The organism is Bacillus pacificus, assembly GCF_020861345.1.
Lineage (GTDB): Bacteria > Bacillota > Bacilli > Bacillales > Bacillaceae_G > Bacillus_A > Bacillus_A pacificus.
Window position 1 is genome coordinate 692,931 of the sequence record NZ_CP086328.1, and the last position, 19,115, is coordinate 712,045.

A 19,115-nucleotide genomic window follows, 5' to 3' on the forward strand; every position below is an offset into this window, starting at 1 on the left:
AAATGTTTTTATTTACGTAAAATAAAAACAGACGTAATCGATATTTACGGGCATTTTGTTTTCATGTACCTTCGCTCCAGCAGCAGGGAGTTACGAGATACACCTCCGTAGAGGAACAAAATACAAACGATAAACTCACATTACAAGGCTGCCTTTTTATTTTACACAAACGCTATTATATCTTTTACCCAGAGTTTCGTCAAGCGAGTACGTTTTTGTTTTATGCATATAAATTTTGGAAATGAACAAGAAGGAATTTAAAACGATATAAAAGAAGAGATAGAAACACAAATAAAACGCTTACATAAAATGTAGTAAAAACGTTCATCAAATTTTTGTTGGTGAATATGCGGTAATAAAAACATAAAAGGGGATGTTTTTATGAAAAAGAAGCATATGGAGACAGCGTTAATTCATCACGGTTATACATCAGAGGAACATAAAGGAAGTTTAACACCGCCTTTATTTCAAACGTCTACATTTACATTTGAGACTGCGCAGCAAGGAGAAGCGAGTTTTGCGGGAGTGGATCCATCTTATATTTACTCAAGACTTGGAAATCCAACTGTGAAATTATTTGAAGAACGTATGGCGGTGTTAGAAGGAGGAGAAGAAGCGCTTGCTTTCGGATCCGGTATGGCAGCTATTTCCGCAACTTTAATTGGTTTTCTAAAAGCTGGAGATCATATTATTTGTTCAAATGGATTATACGGATGCACGTACGGCTTTTTGGAAGTATTGGAAGAAAAATTTATGATTACGCATTCGTTTTGTGATATGGAGACAGAGGGTGATATTGAAAATAAAATTCGCCCAAATACAAAGCTTATTTTCGTTGAAACACCGATTAATCCGACAATGAAATTAATTGATTTAAAACAAGTGATTCAGGTTGCGAAGCGAAATGGTTTACTTGTCATTGTTGACAATACGTTTTGTTCACCTTATTTACAAAGACCGCTTGAACTTGGTTGTGACGCCGTTGTTCATAGTGCGACAAAATATATTGGGGGTCACGGTGACGTTGTAGCGGGTGTAACAATTTGTAAAACGAAAGCGTTAGCTGAAAAGATTCGCCCGATGCGAAAAGATATCGGCGGTATTATGGCGCCGTTTGATGCGTGGTTATTGTTACGCGGATTAAAGACACTAGCGGTAAGAATGGACCGCCATTGTGATAATGCAGAAAAACTTGTATCGTTTCTAAAAAATCATGATGCGGTAGAAGGTGTTTGGTACCCAGAAGGAGAGTTAGCATCTCGCCAAATGAAACGTGGGGGCGGCGTTATATCTTTTTCAATTAAAGGTGGGAAAGAAGAGACGCAGGCGTTTATTAATGACCTTCACTTTATTACAATTGCGGTAAGTTTAGGAGATACAGAAACGTTAATTCAGCATCCGGCAACGATGACGCACGCTGCGATTCCAGCTGCGTTAAGACAAGAAATGGGCATTTATGATAATTTAATACGTTTATCTGTCGGTTTAGAATCTTGGGAGGATATCGTTTCTGATTTAGAGCAAGCGTTAAAGAAAATATCTACTGTTAGTAATCAATAAAAAAAGAGCCAGCTATCGGTTTTGTACGTCATGTACTTAATCGATAACTGGCTCTTTTTTGTTACATATGTTTTAGGAGTGTTTCCACAAACTTTTCTAAATAGCGCTGATCTACTTCGTCGAAACGATTTTTTTCAGGACTATCAATATCAAGTACACCAATGACATTCCCATCCTTAATAATCGGTACGACAATTTCTGAATTTGAAGCACTGTCGCAAGCGATATGCCCTGGGAATTGGTGGACGTCTGCTACAAGCTGCGTTGTTTTCGTTTCAGCTGCAACGCCGCAAACGCCTCGTCCAAATGGAATGCGCACGCAAGCAGGCATTCCTTGGAATGGTCCAAGAACAAGCTGATTTCCTTCTGTTACGTAAAAGCCAACCCAATTAACGCGATCTAAAAATTGGTTTAATAATGCGGACGCATTTGATAAGTTTGCGACTACGTTTGATTCGCCAGTTAATAATGCATCCAGTTGTTTTATTACTGTCTCATATTGTTGCACGCGAGATCCTGCATAACTTTCTTTAGTAAACATGGAAACAGCTCCTTTTTTATCGAGATGTGTAAAATATTAGCAAAATACGATGTATTTCACATGACTTTGTCGATAGAAAATTAAAGGAATTTGTCTTAAAAGTCAAGAAATTTACACTATAGCTGTTCAGTGAGAGGAAGTGAGCGCATGAAACAGACGAAACAAAAAGTAATTGATGCGGCAATATCGTTGTTTAACACGAAAGGGTATGATGGAACGTCGGTGCGAGACATTGCAAAGCGAGCGGATGTGAATGTAGCGAATATTTCATATTATTTTGCTGGAAAGCAAGGCCTATTAGAGCAGCTTATTACTAATTTTTTAGAAAGGTATATTCATGTGATTGAAACGTCCTTTGAACAGAGGGAGTATTTGTCGGCTAAAGATGTGATGGTACAAATGGTGCGCGGGATTTTACGATATCAATTTGATAATAGGGAGCTGACACGTTTCTTTTACCGAGAGCTGTCGCTTGATACGACATTAATTCGCGAAGTGATGACCGTTTATTTTTCTAAAGAAAGATATTATATAGAGCAAGTGATTAGACAAGGACAAATGAAACAAGAGTTTAAGAAGGTATCTTTTACAATGTTTATGACGCAATTAAAAGGCATGATGAATATGCCGTTTTTATATCCGCAATATATATCAGAAGTGCTGCATTCTTTTCCATCTGAGACCTTTTTCTTAGAAATGTACACGAAAGAAATTGAACAATGGATGGAACAAACATTATGTATAACGAATATGTATCAGGAATGGCCAAGAGCTGTTCATATGTGAGAAATCCCCACCTAACGAACGGAGGTGGGGATTTTTGTGCTTTCTTTTCTTTGCCATAAATTGTTGCATAATAGCGCGATAATTGTTAATGAAGCTCCGGCAATTTCAATTTTGTCGACTGTATAACCTTGAAAGATGGAACCGATAAGTGCAAGCACAGGAACTAAATTCATAAATAATATGCCGTTAATAGATGAAATATAGCGATTTCCTGCGTTCCAGCAAAATACTGCGATAACGCCTGCAATAATAGACATATATAAGAGTTCAAAACGAACGTTCATAATTGTAGATAGTGAAGGTACAGTGACAACGTTTGTATAAGTTAAAAAAGTGACGATAGTGATGAGTGAAATTGAGCCAAATAAACAAGTTAACGTCGTATACCTAAGTGGTGACCAAGATTGAAAACTAGCACCACCGTTTGTATAAATGACCCAGCAAGTAACGCCGCACAGCATAAGTATATTTGTTGAGAGGTGACTGGCAGCTCCAAATAATAAGTGAATATTTCCTTTTGAAATGACAAGCATAACACCGATAAGTGCAACGAACATACAAAGGAAAGTGTAGTTTTGTGGGCGTTTGTTTTTAGTTATCCACTGCAATAATAAAGCGATGAGTGGCATAAGAGACTGAATCATCGCGGCATGGATGGCTCCAGACGGTCCGGCAAGTTGTTGTCCGTAGAAAACGAGAAAACCATATCCTGCGAAACCGACTGTTCCGTAAAAAAGTAACGAAAGTGTTTTCTTTTCTAAGCGGAGTGACTTTGTCCCTTCGGTAAGTAATAACAGAATAAGAAAAATAATAGCTGCTGATCCATAGCGAATCGTTGTGAAGAAGAACGGATCGATAAACTGTAAGGCGTTTGCCATGACAGGAAACATAAATCCCCAAGCCGTTACGGCAAGTAAGCATAGGAGGGATCCGAGTAGCATTTGTTTTTTGTTCAAGAGTATCTTTCCCCTTTACATTTCGTTATAGTAAGTTGATGAAATAAGTATAAAGAGTAATTGTTTATAGAAGGAAATATCGATTTTTTATGACAGTTATAACTTTTTGTTAGAGGTGTGTACGATGGATTTAGAGGCAGTACGATCGTTTATTGAAGTGAAAAATACGCGAAGTTTATCAAAGGCGAGTAAAATTTTACATATTTCTCAGCCGGCGCTTAGTAAACAAATTCAAAGGTTAGAGGCCGATTTAGAAGTTACTTTACTGAAGCGTTCCGCGCAAGGAGTGGAGTTAACAGAGGCTGGAGAGTTATTTATAAAAAGAATGTTACCGATTTTGGAACACATACATGAAGTGAAAGCCGAAATGAAGAAATTTCAAGAGAAGAGGAACATTTCAATAGGCATATTGCCAAGTTTAGCAGCACATTACATATCAAAATGTAAAGATACATTAGGTGACGGGTTCGAAATAGAATGGAAAATTGAGCATACGAAAGTACTGATAGGACTTTTTAAAGAACGGAAGATTGAAGCGATGTTCATCGATTCAGTAGTAGAAGGTGCTACGTGTATAAAAGAAATACGAGAAGAAAAAATTGTGTGTGTCGTTTCAAGTGATCATCTTTATAAAGAGAAAACAGTAATTCGAATGGAAGATTTGCAAAATGAAAAGTTAATCGTATACCCAGAAATCTGTGATGTTAGAAAAATGATTACGAATCTGTTTCAAGGGATAGGTGCGAAACCGATTATTGCATTTGAAACTTCTTATGCAGAACCGATGCTTGCGATGGTCAGTGCCGGACTTGGCATCACATTACTTCCAGAAATATCAGTAGAGCAAGCGGTAAGGCAAGGAAATGTGCATGCGATTTCTATTGAACCGCCACTTGTACGTAAAATATATTTCGCATCTCATATGGAAGAAGGCCCTTTGCTGCATTCATTTGATGATGAGAGGTAATCCAAACGGAATATTGAGAAAGATTACAATTGCATTGAAAGAAACATGAAATTTTAAAAAAAACTAGGTCAAAAACAAACCATTACATGGTATGATTAGTACATTGTTAGTTGTTAAATATAGGGGAATTCCCTTTTTATACATAATGCCTTCCATTTCATAAACGGAACGGACAAAAAAAGAGATATAACTAGGAGGCTTTTTTGCATGGATTCTATCCTGACGATCGTTATCATTGTAGTAAGCTCTATTCTAGTGCTGCTCATGATAGAGCTTGTGATAAGAAATCGTTCATATAAAGATATTGAAGCACTTGAGCAGTGGAAACAAGAGATAAAAGATAAACCTGTGGCAGATGAACTAAAACGGGTGAAAGATTTAAATATGACGGGTCAAACAGAAGAACTGTTTGGTAAATGGCGTGAAGAATGGGATGAAATTGTATCAACAACCATTCCGAAAGCTGAAAAAGATTTAGCGCAAGCGCGAAAATTCGCCTCGCAATTCTCCTTCCGAAAAGCAAAGCATGCGATGAATGAATCCATAAGTGGTTTAGATGACGCTGATAATCGTATTACAGACATTTTAAATGAATTACAGCAATTGTTAGAAAGCCATGAAAAAAATAGCTCGGAAATCGAAGGGTTACGTGATACATATCGTAGTATGAAGAAGAGTGTTCTTGCTCATAGACATATGTATGGAGCAGCAGAGCAGAAAATTGAAGAGATGCTAGACGTTGAATCTGAGAAATTTAAAACCTTTGAAGAAGCAACAAATAATGGTGACTATTTAAAAGCGAGAGAAATTGTTATTAGTTTGGAAGAAGGTTTAGCAGATTTAGAAATCATTATTCACCAAATTCCAGATTTATTGGTAGAGTGTCAAGCGACGTTACCAGTTCAGCTGGAAGATTTATTACACGGACATAATGATATGGTAAGACAAGGTTATGTATTAGAGTATTTGGAAATCCCTAAAGAAGTTCGCGATATGAAGAAACAACTACAAATATGTTTAATGGATATACAGGAGCTTCACATAACGGAAGCGGCTGAAAAAGTAGAAAACTTAAAAACGAGTTTAGATAGCTTCTATGATCAACTAGAACAAGAAGTACATGCGAGACATTATGTGGAGCAAAAAACACTTTCTGTTTATGAAGACTTAGAAGAAATTCGCACTGAAACGATTGAAACAAAAGCAGAAACACAGCTTGTGAAACAAAGCTATCAGTTGCAAGATAAGGACATTGAGTCTCAAAAAGTAATTGAAAAGCAAATGCACATTTTAATGAAACGTTTTGAAATGCTGCAATTACGCGTTGCGGAACAAGATATTGCCTTCTCTATTATTCGTGAGGAACTAGAAGAGATTTATGAGCAATGTGAAACATTAAAAGTACTTCATGCAGAATATAAAGAAATGCTGCAAACGATGCGCAAAGAAGAATTTGAAGCACGTGAGAAGTTACAAGAAATGCGAAATACTATTTTCGAAACGAAACGCTTTATGCAAAAGTCGAATTTGCCAGGGCTTCCAGAGAGCATTATGGAAGATTTAAAAAGAGGACAAATGGCAATGCAAGCTGTATATGAGCAATTAGAAGTGAAGCCGTTAAATATGAATGCTGTAAATAGCAGTTTAGAAGAAGCTTACACAACTGTTAATGGTGTTGCTGAAATGACAGAAGAGTTAATTGGACAAGCGTATTTAGTTGAAAAATTAATTCAATACGGTAATCGTTACCGCAGTCATGATGAAAACCTTGCAGAGAGCTTAAATTATGCGGAGAAATTATTCCGTGAATATCAATACGATGCAGCTTTAGAACAAGCGGCTTCTGTACTAGAGCAACTTGAGCCTGGCGTTGTTCAAAAAATAGCTGAATATGTAGACAATGAACAAACCCTTTCATAAGGGTTTGTTTTTTTGTGTAATTTTGCAGGCGATGTTGCTATAATGAAGAGCGGAATACAGTAAGGTTATTCGTTTTAAAATATAACGGAACCTTTGAGTAGTCTTAGCGTAATGACACGTATTTGTGATATGATTATATGATGTGACAGCGCTGAAAGGGGAAGAACGATGATCTATTTTGATAATAGTGCGACGACAAAGCCATATCCAGAAGCTCTTCAATCGTACGTAACGGTTGCGGGGAAATATTTTGGGAATCCTTCTTCTATTCATTCGCTTGGAGGAGAGGCAGAGCGTCTATTAACACAATCAAGAACAATTGCAGCGCAGCTTCTTCACGTTAAACCTTCTGAAATTATTTTCACATCAGGTGGAACGGAAGGAAATAACCTTGCGATTAAAGGAATAGCGATGAGGAATCGTTCGCGCGGTAAACATATCATTACAACAAATATTGAACACGCGTCTGTGTTTGAAGCATATAAACAATTAGAAGATCTCGGTTTTGATGTAACATATTTACCGGTTAATGAGCATGGTGTTGTATCGGTAGAGGATGTAAAACGAGCGCTTCGTGAAGATACGATTCTTGTGTCAATTATTCACGTGAACAACGAGACTGGAGCAATTCAGCCCGTTGCTGAAATTGGAACTTTATTATCGAATTATCCGAAAATAAGATTCCATGTGGACCATGTACAAGGGATAGGAAAAGTACCGCTTAATTTATACGCTTCTCATATTGATCTTTGCTCAATATCTGGACATAAATTCCACAGTGTAAAAGGAACGGGTCTTCTTTATGTACGTGATGGCGTAAGGTTAGATCCAATTTTATCAGGTGGTCAACAAGAGCTGAAGTATCGCTCTGGTACAGAAAATTTACCTGGCATTGTAGCGATGGTGAAAGCACTTCGCATGACAATGGAACAAGTGAAAGAAAAGGTAGCTCATTTGCAAAGTTTACAAGCAGAGCTTGTTCGTTTCTTTAAAGAAATGGAAGATGTAACGATTAATACGTCGCTTGCATATGCAGCACCGCACATTTTAAACGTATCATTTGTAGGTTTAAAACCAGAAGTGGTCGTTCATGCTTTAGAAGAGCACGGTGTATATGTATCAACGAAATCTGCTTGTTCTTCAAAAGCAAATGAAGTGAGCAGAGTGTTAGTGTCAATGGGAGTACCGCATGCCGCTGCTGCAAGTGCTATTCGCATTAGTTTGGCGCCAGAAAACACGATGGAAGAAGTAAAGCAATTTGAAGGTATTGTGAAAGAGACGATGCCAAAATTATATGAAGTGATGAGGTAAAGGAATATGATGACATATGAATATATTTTAGTTCGTTATGGAGAGATGACGACTAAAGGTAAAAACCGTTCTAAATTTGTAAGCACATTAAAAGATAACGTGAAGTTCAAACTGAAAAAATTCCCGAATATTAAAATCGATGCAACACATGACCGTATGTATATCCAATTAAATGGCGAAGATCATGAAGCGGTATCTGAAAGATTAAAAGATGTATTTGGTATTCATAAGTTTAACTTAGCGATGAAAGTACCATCAGAATTAGAAGATATTAAAAAAGGTGCATTAGCAGCTTTCTTACAAGTAAAAGGCGATGTGAAAACATTTAAAATTACTGTACACCGTTCTTATAAGCATTTCCCAATGAGAACAATGGAATTATTACCTGAGATTGGTGGACACATTCTAGAAAATACAGAAGATATTACTGTAGATGTTCATAATCCAGATGTAAATGTACGTGTAGAAATTCGCAGTGGTTATAGCTATATTATGTGCGATGAGCGTATGGGAGCTGGCGGTTTACCAGTTGGCGTTGGCGGAAAAGTAATGGTACTTCTTTCTGGTGGTATCGATAGCCCAGTAGCAGCGTACTTAACGATGAAACGCGGCGTATCTGTGGAAGCAGTTCACTTCCATAGCCCACCTTTCACAAGTGAGCGCGCGAAACAAAAAGTAATCGATTTAGCACAAGAGTTAACGAAATACTGTAAACGTGTAACGCTTCACCTTGTTCCATTTACAGAAGTGCAAAAAACAATTAATAAAGAAATCCCATCTAGCTATTCAATGACAGTTATGCGCCGTATGATGATGCGTATTACAGAGCGTATCGCAGAGGAGCGTAACGCGCTAGCAATCACGACTGGTGAAAGTCTTGGACAAGTAGCAAGTCAAACATTAGATAGTATGCATACGATTAACGAAGTAACGAACTATCCAGTTATTCGTCCGCTTATTACGATGGATAAATTAGAGATTATTAAAATCGCTGAAGAAATTGGCACATATGATATTTCGATTCGTCCGTACGAAGATTGCTGTACAGTATTCACACCAGCAAGCCCAGCGACGAAGCCGAAGCGTGAAAAAGCGAATCGTTTTGAAGCGAAATACGATTTCACACCATTAATCGATGAAGCTGTAGCAAACAAAGAAACAGTGGTATTGCAAACGGTAGAAGTAGTGGCGGAAGAAGAAAAATTCGAAGAACTTTTCTAAAACCATAAATTACCATATATAAACCGTGTATGAAGTCATGTTATTTATCACACTCTATACTCACAAGGAGGTGATATAACATGTCACGTAGCACAAATAAATTAGCGGTTCCTGGTGCTGAATCAGCATTAGACCAAATGAAATACGAAATCGCTCAAGAGTTTGGTGTTCAACTTGGAGCTGATGCAACAGCTCGCGCTAACGGTTCTGTTGGTGGTGAAATCACTAAACGTCTAGTTTCACTAGCTGAGCAACAATTAGGCGGTTTCCAAAAATAATCTCATATAAGATGGCTTAGAAAGAGCGGGTTCTCCCGCTCTTTCTTTTTTATGTTGTGTCGCCATTTGTCGGTAAGTCGATGTATTTAATTTTTCTTTGATATATTCTAAGTTGTGTTCAATATATTTGAAAAACTCTCGATATAATTTCATTTACCAATTCGACAGAACTGAAAAATTTGTCAAAAGAAGAGGGTTCAAAATTTACAGAAAATTCTTTATTATATAAGGGAGGCATAAAGAAAAAGGAGGATGTTTATGAAGAGAGAAGAATTGTTGGCACCGCCGTCTTATAATTTAGTTTCTGAAATAGAGAAATATACAGGTGATAAAGAGAAGCTTGCTTTAATTTGGCAAGATGATAAAGGGAATCGACGAGAAGTTACATACGCTGAGTTAATGAAAGGTGCAAATAAAATTGGAAACGCTTTTATAAAGAGTGGTCTGCAAAAAGGGGACAAGCTCCTCATTATGATGCCTCGTTTAATTGAAGCGTACATGACGTATATCGCTGCGATTAAAGCAGGATTTGTCGTAATTCCGAGTTCAGAAATGTTACGTAAAAAGGATATCGAATACCGTATTGGACACGGGGAAGTAAAAGCAATCGTAAGTTATGAGCCGTACATTGGACAGTTTGATGATATAGAAGCGATGGACTCTCTTCAAAAATTCGTTCTGAGCGAGCAGTCAGTAGATGGATGGATTAATTTAAAAACAGCGTTAGAAAAAGAGAGTGATATGTTAGAAATGGCGAAGACAGATAAAGAAGATATGGTCTTTTTATCTTACACGTCAGGAACGACAGGAAATCCAAAAGGTGTTGTTCATACGCATACGTGGGCATACGCTCATTTACGTACGAGCGCTCCAAATTGGCTCGGAATTGAAGAGAATGATGTTGTATGGGCGACGGCTAGTCCAGGCTGGCAAAAGTGGATTTGGAGCCCGTTTTTAGCAACTCTAGGCTCAGGGGCAACAGGATTTGTATACCACGGTAAGTTTGAACCGAAAACGTATTTAAATTTATTAGACGATAATAAGGTGAATGTGCTTTGTTGTACGCCGACTGAGTATAGATTAATGGCAAAGGTAGAAAATTTAAGCGAGTACAATTTAGAAGCGTTACATAGCGCTGTATCCGCAGGTGAGCCGTTAAATAGAGAAGTCATTGAAACGTTCCAAAAGCACTTTCATATTACAGTAAGAGACGGCTATGGGCAAACGGAAAATACATTGCTTGTTGGTGTAATGAAAGGGATGGATATTAGACCAGGATCAATGGGAAAACCAACGCCAGGCAACCACGTTGATATCGTAAATGAGGAAGGTGTTCCGGTTAAAGTAGGCGAGGTTGGTGATATTGCAGTTCACATTGAAACGCCAGCCCTCTTTAAACAATATTACAAAGACGATGAGCGTACAGCGATGCAATTCCGCGGTGATTATTATATTACTGGTGATAAAGCGAAGAAAGATGAAGACGGCTATTTCTGGTTTGAAGGGCGCGGTGATGATATTATTATTAGCTCTGGTTATACAATCGGGCCGTTTGAAGTAGAAGATGCACTTGTAAAACATCCTTACGTAAGAGAATGTGCAGTTGTCGCAAGTCCTGATGAAATTCGCGGAAGTGTCGTGAAGGCATTTATCGTATTAAGAGAGAATATAGAAAAGAGCGAAGAAACATTAATTCCAATACTCCAACAACACGTCAAAGAACTTACTGCACCATATAAATACCCTCGTAAAATTGAATTTGTAGATGAACTACCAAAAACGATTTCTGGAAAAATCCGCCGTATTGAGCTTCGAAAACAAGAGATGGAGATTCCATCAAAATAAATTTGAAAACAGTGAAGGAAATAGTTGATTGAAATGTCAAACAATGATAATATAAAAAACGAACACAAGTTCTATTTTATAAATTAAAAAAAGAGGTGTCCGTATGATTTTAGGTATTAATCCGTACTTAGTTTTAGATGGTAGTGGGCAAGAAGCTGTACAGTTTTATAAAGAGGCGTTAGATGCAAAAGTAGAAGTCATGCAAACGTTTGGTGATATGCCTGAAAATCCAGAATACCCGGTTCCAGCTGAAGCGAAAGAACGCGTTTTACACGCTACTTTAAAAGTTGGTAATACGAATCTTATGATTTCTGATACATTCCCAGGTCAAGGGCATGCAATTGGATCTCAAGTAACAATCGCAATTCAAATTAGTAATGCAGAAAAAGCGAAAGAAGTATTCAATAAGTTACAAGAAGGTGGCGAAGTTATTATGCCACTTCAAGAAACGTTTTGGAGCCCAGCATACGGACAAGTAAAAGATAAATTTAATATTGAATGGCAAATTACAACGTCTACTACTGAACAAAAGTAATGTTTAGAAAAGCACCATGTTTTGAAATGGTGCTTTTTTTTATACAATAAAAATAAAGGAGATGAAATATATGGGAGAAATTTGGTACGGCGGCACCATTTACACGATGAGAGAAGAAAATGAAAAAGTGGACGCTGTTTACGTTGAAAAGGGTATGATCGTTGATGTTGGAAGTAAAGAAGAGTTAGAAAGCCGATATGCTGCGGTTACATTGCACGATTTAAAAGGCAAAACAATGATTCCAGGTCTCGTTGATAGCCATATGCATCTTATTGGTCACGGGGAGAGATTACTTCGTCTAGATTTATCAAATTGCACATCGTATAGCGAAGTGCTTACTCACGTTCAGAAGCGCGTAGAAGAAGCCCCAAAAGGTTCTTGGATTATTGGAGAAGGATGGAATGAGAATAACTTTACAGATACGAAAGATGTTCACGCGCGTGATTTAGATGAAATTTCGAAAGACCATCCGATTTTATTAAAGCGAGTTTGTCGTCACGTTACATGGGTGAATTCATACATACTGCAAGAAGCGAATATAACAGAAGCGACAGAAGATCCAAAAGGCGGAAAAATTGGCCGTGATTCATCAAATATGTTAACAGGGCTTTTATATGAACAAGGACAAGAGTTAATTAAACATGTGCAGCCTGAAATTGATGAAGCCTATTTACAAAGAGCTCTGCAAACAGCGATTAAAGATTGCTGGCAATATGGTCTCGTTGGTGGGCATACGGAAGATTTGAATTATTACGGTGGTTTTAGAAAAACGCACAATGCGTTTTCTCATGTTATAAAGGAAATGCCATTTAAAGCACATTTACTCGTTCATCATGAAGTAGCACAGGAACGAAAGGAATATGAAAATGAGCATTATATTGAATTTGGGGCAATGAAAATTTTTTCTGACGGTTCTTTTGGCGGAAGAACAGCATTATTAAGTGAACCGTATGAAGATGCGAAGGAAACGAATGGGGTTGCGATTTTCTCACGTGAAGAACTTGCGGAATTAGTGAAGAAAGCACGAGATTTACATATGCCAGTTGCGATTCATACTATCGGCGACTTATCGCTTGAATATGTCATTGATGCACTTGAATTATATCCGCCAGCAGAAGGATTACGTGACCGCATTATTCATTGTCAGTTAGCTCGTGAAGAGTTGATTGAAAGAATGAAAAAATTACAAGCCATTATTGATATACAGCCAGTCTTTGTTTCATCGGATTTTCCATCAGTCATTGAAAAACTAGGCGAGCATCGTCTTCGTTATGCGTACGCTTGGAAGACGTTACTGGAAGCGGGATTACACTGTAACGGGGGCTCGGATGCTCCGATTGAGCAAGTGAATCCGTTTCTAGGCATATATAGCGCTGTTACACGTAGAAGTTTTATTGACGATGTGTGCTATATGCCAGAGGAAAGGTTAACGGCATATGAGGCTGTCTCTTTATTTACAACAGGAAGTGCCTATGCAATTGGAAAAGAAGAGAAGCGAGGGCAAATTACAAAAGGATATGAAGCGGACTTTACGATATTAGACCGCAATATTTTTGAAATAGAGGCAGAAGAAATAAAAGAAGTACAAGCAGAGATGACCGTAATAGATGGCAAAGTCGTCTATAGAAAAGATGCGTAAAAATATATGAGCGATTATCGGAATATATCGACGGTAACTCGAAATATATCGACTTACCGACAAAAACTGACAAGAATAACGGCCGGATAGCGAGAAGTTGTTGTTCGCGCCAATCGAGGTAAATAAATAACCGTAGAATTATGGGCCACCATAATTCTACGGTTATTTTAATACTATAAAAACGTTCTCTGTACTTTTTCCCAGAAAGAGTTGTTTTTTAATTTAACTGTTTTAATTTGTTTATCGCTTAAGCGTACAACAGCTTTTTCCACTTGTTTAATGCTAAGCGCTTCATTATCCATACCGATAACAGGATAATCGTTACCGTCTGGTCTTAGTTTTAAAGTTAATGTACGTTCGTGATTTAAAATGAACGGTGAACCGAGCGTGCGGTATGTGTTGTTATTTAAAGATGCTAATTCACTTACTTGGAAGCAAGGGATAAGCGGGTCAACAACTGCACCACGTAACGATTTATTATAAGCTGTACTTCCTGTTGGGGTAGAAACAACTAAACCGTCACCTCTAAATGTTTCGAAATATAAATTATCAACGTGAACGTCTACAACGAACGTTTTAATAATGCTAGAACGTAATGAGAACTCATTTAAACAATGGAAGGATGTGCTGCCATCCACATCTACCTCAATTGTTGGATATTTTCGCACTTCAATTTCATTTTTTGTAATTTCTTGAAGGGCTATATCAACGTGATCAATATGGAAATCGCAGTAGAATGAAATTTCATCTTTCGTAGAAATCCCTGCGTATAAACAATCTTCCCTAAAACCAGTTTTACGAACGGCTTGTAAGAAAGTTGCATCATCTCCAACACTGACGATAGCGTTTGCATTTTTTGGATGATCTAATATGGTAAATCCATTCTCTTCTAAAATACGATAGATTGGTTTCATTTTTTCAACGAGCTTTGCTTTGTCATCACCATAAAAGAAAAATAAATTGCGACGATCTGCCATTATGTATCCCTCCACTGCAGTTAAATTTTCTATGCTTCGTGCTACATATCATTAGAGTCCGTTCCCTGATGATATGTTCAAATAATATATTTCGATATAAATTGTCAAAATACCTTTTTATTTTTAGAAAAATTTTTATATTCAATCTTATGAAACTCTGTTTAATGATGAATAAAGTTGTCGATAATGGGTACGGAGTGAAAGGATGATACGTATGAAGTGGTTCGTAATTGGAATAATAATTCTTCTCCTTTTTATTTTGCTTATACTATTGTCGAAAATAAAGCTTAAAGTGACATTTTTATATTCAGAAATGGAAAAGCAATGTTTGTTTCAAGTGAAAATATGGATGATTCGCTATACATTTGATGTGTTGGAAAGAATTGAGAAGCAACAGAAGAAAACAGGGCAAAAAATCGAAAAAGCTGAAGAGGATGGCGGGCTCGATAATAAAATTATGGCACAACTTGATAGCATCGGGGAACTGATAAAAAAGCTTCAAGAAGTTCATACTATCGTTAAAGATTTTCTCAAACGAGTGAAAATCAATGGTTGGAGATGGCACACGCAAATTGGTGCAGGTGATGCAGCTAGTACTGGAATTGTTACCGGATATGCATGGGGGACAAAAGGAATGGCTGCTGGAGTTGTAGGACAATATATGCATATTGTCGACGTACCAGAATTTGAAATTACTCCTGTTTTTCAAGGGAAAGGGTTTGCGTCAAGATGTGAATTAACAGCATCCTTTCGTATATTCCGTGCTATAAAAACAGGTATTAAATTAATCGCGTTTATGAGAAAACAAAGATCTGGTACGACTGAAAACTCTGTTCAAGCATAAGGGGGGATATAGAATGGACCATCCAATTCAAGGTTTAATGACAACTGCAATGCAGCATTTAAAACAAATGACTGATGTAAATACAATTGTAGGCGATCCAATTAAAGCGGCAGATGGAAGTGTAATTCTTACCGTTTCAAAAGTTAGCTTCGGATTTGCTGCAGGTGGAAGTGAATTTGGTAAAATAGAACATTCAGGCCGTCATCCATTTGGCGGGGGAAGTGGTGGAGGAGTTTCTATTAATCCTGTTGCTTTTCTCGTTATAAATGGAGAAGGCGTAAAAGTGTTACATTTAGATAAGCAAACACACGTCATCGATAAAATAATTGAATTAGCGCCACAAGCTGTTGATAAAGTGAAAGAAATGATGGATAAACGAAAAGAAGATGATCCGGAATTTCAAATTTAACGAATAAAGAAGCTAATCAATGGATTAGCTTCTTTAATTTTTTTGTAAATAAAGCGATTTTATTTGCATTATCGATAGGGACAAACTATCATTTACATTGTACATATTTTGTTTAAATAAGGGAGGATTTTCAAGTGGCAAACGTAACTTTTAAAGGTAACCCAATGACTTTAGTTGGAACAGAAGTTAAAGTTGGCGATCAAGCGCCAAACTTCCAAGTGTTAGCAAATGACTTATCTCCAGTAAGTTTAGAAACATACAAAGGTGAAGTGAAATTAATTAGTGTTGTACCTTCAATCGACACAGGTGTGTGTGATGCACAAACACGTCGTTTTAACCAAGATGCAGCAGGTATTGAAAACGCGAAAGTATTAACAATTAGCGTTGACTTACCATTTGCTCAAAAACGCTGGTGTGCAGCAAACGGTTTAGAAAATGTTGTTACACTTTCTGACCACCGCGACCTTTCATTCGGTGAAGCTTACGGCTTAGTAATGAAAGAGCTTCGTTTACTTGCTCGTGCAGTATTCGTAGTAGATAGCAACGACAAAGTAGTTTACGTAGAATACGTAAGCGAAGGTACAAGCCATCCAAACTATGAAGCAGCATTAGAAGCAGCAAAAGCTGCAAAATAATGTGAAGGAAGATGACCTCTTTGAAAGAGGTCGTCTTCTCTCATATATTGCTATATGGAATCGATATACGAGAGAAGACGTTACATCATACATCACTAAAAAGGGAGCTCTAAAAAAGAGGTCGCTTTTTCTTTTGGGAAAAAATCAGATTATGGTATGATATAAGTTATGTGTAAAAGAGAGAAGGAGGAATGTACGTGAGTCAGACAGTAGAAACTTTATTTTCTATTTTTGATTCTTCTGCGGTAGTTTTACGTAAAGAATTAGATGTAACATATTTAGAGGCGCTTGTAGAAACAGGGGATAACTTGTTTGAAGGAGCGATTTTACAAGAGGAATTATCAGAATCAGCAATTGAAAGGCTGAATCGTGAATATAGTACGTTTAATGAAGAAACATATAAAGGTGAAGAAATTCGTAAAGCATTTCAGTTAGCCATCTTAAAAGGAATGAAAGAAGGCGTACAAGCGAATCACGAAATGACGCCTGATGCAGTTGGTATGTTCATGAGCTACTTATTCCATAAATTTATGAAGGGTCAAAATGAAATTACTGTGTTAGACCCTGCAATTGGAACGGGTAACTTGATGACGACAGTTTTCAATAGTGCTCAAGAAAACATTACGATGAGTGGATTTGGTGTAGAAGTGGACGAAGTGCTAATTAAACTTGCTTTAGTAAATGCGAATTTACAAAAGCATGCAATCGAATTCTTCCATCAAGATGGACTAGCACCGCTTTATATCGATCCAGTTGATGCAGTCGTTTCAGACTTACCGGTTGGTTACTATCCAAATGAAATCGGTGCAAGTGAATATAAGTTAAAAGCAGATGAAGGAATGTCATATGCCCACCACCTATTTATTGAACAAAGTGTGAAGCATACGAAAGAAGGCGGATACTTATTCTTCCTAGTACCGAACTTCATTTTTGAAAGTGATCAAGCACCAAAATTGCATGCATTTATTAAAGAAACATGCTTTATTCAGGGGTTATTACAGCTACCTGTTTCCATGTTTAAAAACGAGAAAAATGCAAAAAGTATATTTGTTCTCCAAAAGAAAGGCCCTAGTGTAACGATGCCAAAACAGGCGTTATTAGTGGAGTTACCTAAATTCTCCAACATGAAGGCGATGGAGGACATTATGGACCAATTAAATACTTGGTTTGCAACGCATAAATAAGGCCAGGTATATGTAACAGGGTTAGTAATTCATGTAGTACAGTTTTATATGATATGTCATATTTTTAAATATATACAAGATTTAACTGAATTTTTTTGAAATCTGTAATATATTTTTTTTCTTGGTGTTACAATTTTTTCACTTGAAATATATGTCGTACGATGTTTAAATTAAAATCGTGAGTATAAAATTTGCTAATGATGAAACGTTTTCATATTTAGTAAATTTGATCAGATAAAATCGAGCGGTTTGTGGAAACATCCACACAACTACCAAGAGAAAAAGGGGCGAAAGACTAGATGTCAAAAATCATCGCGATTAACGCAGGAAGCTCTTCCTTAAAATTCCAATTATTTGAAATGCCAAGTGAAACAGTATTAACAAAAGGTTTAGTAGAACGTATCGGTTTAGAAGATAGTATCTTCACTATTACTGTAGATGGCGAAAAACAAAAAGAAATTACAAACATTCCAGATCACGCAGTAGCAGTTAATATGCTTCTTAAAAAATTAACTGAAAACGGAATCGTTAAATCTCTAGACGAGATTGGCGGTATCGGTCACCGTGTTGTTCACGGCGGCGAAAAATTTGCTGACTCTGTTCTAATTACTGATGAAGTATTAGCTGATATCGAAGAATTAAGCGATTTAGCACCACTTCACAACCCAGCAAACGTTGTTGGTATTAAAGCATTCCAAGAAGTATTACCAAACGTACCAGCAGTAGCAGTATTCGATACAGCATTCCACCAAACAATGCCGGAATCTGCATTCCTATACAGCTTACCATATGAGTACTATGAAAAATTCGGTATCCGTAAATACGGTTTCCACGGAACTTCTCATAAATATGTAACTGAGCGTGCAGCTGAGCTATTAGGTCGTCCACTTGAAAGCTTAAGCTTACTTTCTTGTCACTTAGGTAACGGTGCAAGTATCGCAGCAGTAGAAGGCGGTAAATCTATCGATACTTCTATGGGCTTCACTCCACTTGCTGGTGTAACAATGGGTACACGTTCTGGTAACATTGACCCTGCGTTAATTCCATACATCATGGAAAAAACAGGCCAAACAGTAGAAGAAGTAGTTAACGTATTGAACAAGAAGAGTGGTATGTTAGGTCTTACTGGTTACTCTAGTGACCTACGTGACATCATTGCAAAAGAAGAAGAAGGCGATCACCGTGCGAAAGTAGCACTTGATGTATTCGTAAGCCGTATCCACAAATACATCGGTTCTTACACTGCTCGTATGAAAGGTGTAGACGCAATCATCTTCACAGCTGGTGTAGGTGAAAACAGTGCGATTATTCGTGAACGCGTATTAGAAGGCCTTGAATACATGGGCGTATACTTCGATGCAAAACGCAATAACGTATTCGGTGAGGAAGCATTCATCAACTTCCCACATTCTCCAGTAAAAATTATTGTAATTCCAACTGACGAAGAAGTTATGATCGCTCGTGACGTACTACGTCTTGGAAACATTGGTTAATATATGAAAAGAAA

General features: G+C 37.3%; 18 protein-coding genes. 15 read left to right on the top strand and 3 right to left on the bottom strand.

From position 1 onward, the window contains the following. Positions 1-381 precede the first annotated feature (381 nt). On the top strand, positions 382-1,560 hold the full coding sequence (gene megL / locus LMD38_RS03635) for a methionine gamma-lyase (protein ID WP_062821897.1): 1,179 nt from the start codon (positions 382-384) through the stop codon (positions 1,558-1,560). 61 nt (positions 1,561-1,621) lie between these two features. On the opposite strand, the gene LMD38_RS03640 is transcribed toward megL, so the two are convergent. Continuing rightward, a complete protein-coding gene (locus LMD38_RS03640; protein ID WP_000494335.1) occupies positions 1,622-2,101 on the bottom strand; it encodes a GAF domain-containing protein in 480 nt (159 codons plus the stop codon). Between the two features lie 147 nt (positions 2,102-2,248). On the opposite strand from LMD38_RS03640, the gene refZ reads away from it, so the two are divergent. Further along, the gene (refZ, locus tag LMD38_RS03645) at positions 2,249-2,887 is read left to right on the top strand and encodes a forespore capture DNA-binding protein RefZ (protein WP_062821898.1); all 639 of its coding nucleotides are present in this window, start codon (positions 2,249-2,251) and stop codon (positions 2,885-2,887) included. Positions 2,888-2,898: 11 nt separating this feature from the next. Here the strand turns inward: refZ and LMD38_RS03650 are convergent, their stop codons facing one another. Next, a complete protein-coding gene (locus LMD38_RS03650; protein ID WP_062821899.1) occupies positions 2,899-3,843 on the bottom strand; it encodes a DMT family transporter in 945 nt (314 codons plus the stop codon). Between the two features lie 124 nt (positions 3,844-3,967). Here LMD38_RS03650 and LMD38_RS03655 point away from each other — a divergent pair, with 124 nt between their 5' ends. The 8 genes from LMD38_RS03655 (at position 3,968) to LMD38_RS03690 (ending at position 13,559) form a co-directional block, all read left to right on the top strand. Continuing rightward, a complete protein-coding gene (locus LMD38_RS03655) occupies positions 3,968-4,810 on the top strand; it encodes a LysR family transcriptional regulator (protein WP_016718670.1) in 843 nt (280 codons plus the stop codon). Between the two features lie 207 nt (positions 4,811-5,017). Then, complete coding sequence (gene ezrA, locus LMD38_RS03660; protein WP_016718669.1) at positions 5,018-6,730, top strand: septation ring formation regulator EzrA; 1,713 nt, start codon at positions 5,018-5,020, stop codon at positions 6,728-6,730. A gap of 168 nt (positions 6,731-6,898) precedes the next feature. Continuing rightward, on the top strand, positions 6,899-8,041 hold the full coding sequence (locus LMD38_RS03665) for a cysteine desulfurase family protein (RefSeq protein ID WP_000638965.1): 1,143 nt from the start codon (positions 6,899-6,901) through the stop codon (positions 8,039-8,041). A gap of 6 nt (positions 8,042-8,047) precedes the next feature. Further along, entirely contained in the window at positions 8,048-9,262 is a 1,215-nt protein-coding gene (thiI, locus tag LMD38_RS03670; protein ID WP_000989284.1) for a tRNA uracil 4-sulfurtransferase ThiI, read from the top strand. Positions 9,263-9,342: 80 nt separating this feature from the next. After that, positions 9,343-9,540: an alpha/beta-type small acid-soluble spore protein gene (locus tag LMD38_RS03675; protein WP_000091639.1), complete on the top strand. Its 198-nt coding sequence runs from the start codon at positions 9,343-9,345 to the stop codon at positions 9,538-9,540. A gap of 258 nt (positions 9,541-9,798) precedes the next feature. Next, positions 9,799-11,385, top strand: coding sequence for an acyl-CoA synthetase MbcS (mbcS, locus tag LMD38_RS03680; RefSeq protein ID WP_228920181.1), 1,587 nt, complete (start codon positions 9,799-9,801; stop codon positions 11,383-11,385). Positions 11,386-11,488: 103 nt separating this feature from the next. Continuing rightward, on the top strand, positions 11,489-11,920 hold the full coding sequence (locus LMD38_RS03685; protein WP_062821901.1) for a VOC family protein: 432 nt from the start codon (positions 11,489-11,491) through the stop codon (positions 11,918-11,920). A gap of 70 nt (positions 11,921-11,990) precedes the next feature. Further along, on the top strand, positions 11,991-13,559 hold the full coding sequence (locus LMD38_RS03690) for an amidohydrolase (protein WP_016718665.1): 1,569 nt from the start codon (positions 11,991-11,993) through the stop codon (positions 13,557-13,559). A 173-nt stretch (positions 13,560-13,732) separates the two neighbouring features. Here the strand turns inward: LMD38_RS03690 and LMD38_RS03695 are convergent, their stop codons facing one another. After that, complete coding sequence (locus tag LMD38_RS03695; RefSeq protein WP_000785165.1) at positions 13,733-14,536, bottom strand: NAD kinase; 804 nt, start codon at positions 14,534-14,536, stop codon at positions 13,733-13,735. A 205-nt stretch (positions 14,537-14,741) separates the two neighbouring features. Here LMD38_RS03695 and LMD38_RS03700 point away from each other — a divergent pair, with 205 nt between their 5' ends. The 5 genes from LMD38_RS03700 to ackA all read left to right on the top strand — a co-directional run bounded on the left by LMD38_RS03700 (position 14,742) and on the right by ackA (position 19,101). Continuing rightward, on the top strand, positions 14,742-15,380 hold the full coding sequence (locus LMD38_RS03700; RefSeq protein ID WP_014893477.1) for a DUF2953 domain-containing protein: 639 nt from the start codon (positions 14,742-14,744) through the stop codon (positions 15,378-15,380). 13 nt (positions 15,381-15,393) lie between these two features. Continuing rightward, positions 15,394-15,789, top strand: coding sequence for a GerW family sporulation protein (gene ytfJ / locus LMD38_RS03705; RefSeq protein ID WP_000350002.1), 396 nt, complete (start codon positions 15,394-15,396; stop codon positions 15,787-15,789). A gap of 134 nt (positions 15,790-15,923) precedes the next feature. Continuing rightward, positions 15,924-16,424, top strand: coding sequence for a thiol peroxidase (gene tpx / locus LMD38_RS03710; protein ID WP_000024530.1), 501 nt, complete (start codon positions 15,924-15,926; stop codon positions 16,422-16,424). Positions 16,425-16,621: 197 nt separating this feature from the next. After that, a complete protein-coding gene (locus LMD38_RS03715; RefSeq protein WP_000084356.1) occupies positions 16,622-17,608 on the top strand; it encodes a class I SAM-dependent methyltransferase in 987 nt (328 codons plus the stop codon). 299 nt (positions 17,609-17,907) lie between these two features. Further along, positions 17,908-19,101 (top strand): acetate kinase, encoded by a 1,194-nt coding sequence (gene ackA / locus LMD38_RS03720; RefSeq protein WP_000034576.1) that lies wholly within the window; start codon positions 17,908-17,910, stop codon positions 19,099-19,101. The last annotated feature ends 14 nt before the right edge of the window (positions 19,102-19,115 follow it).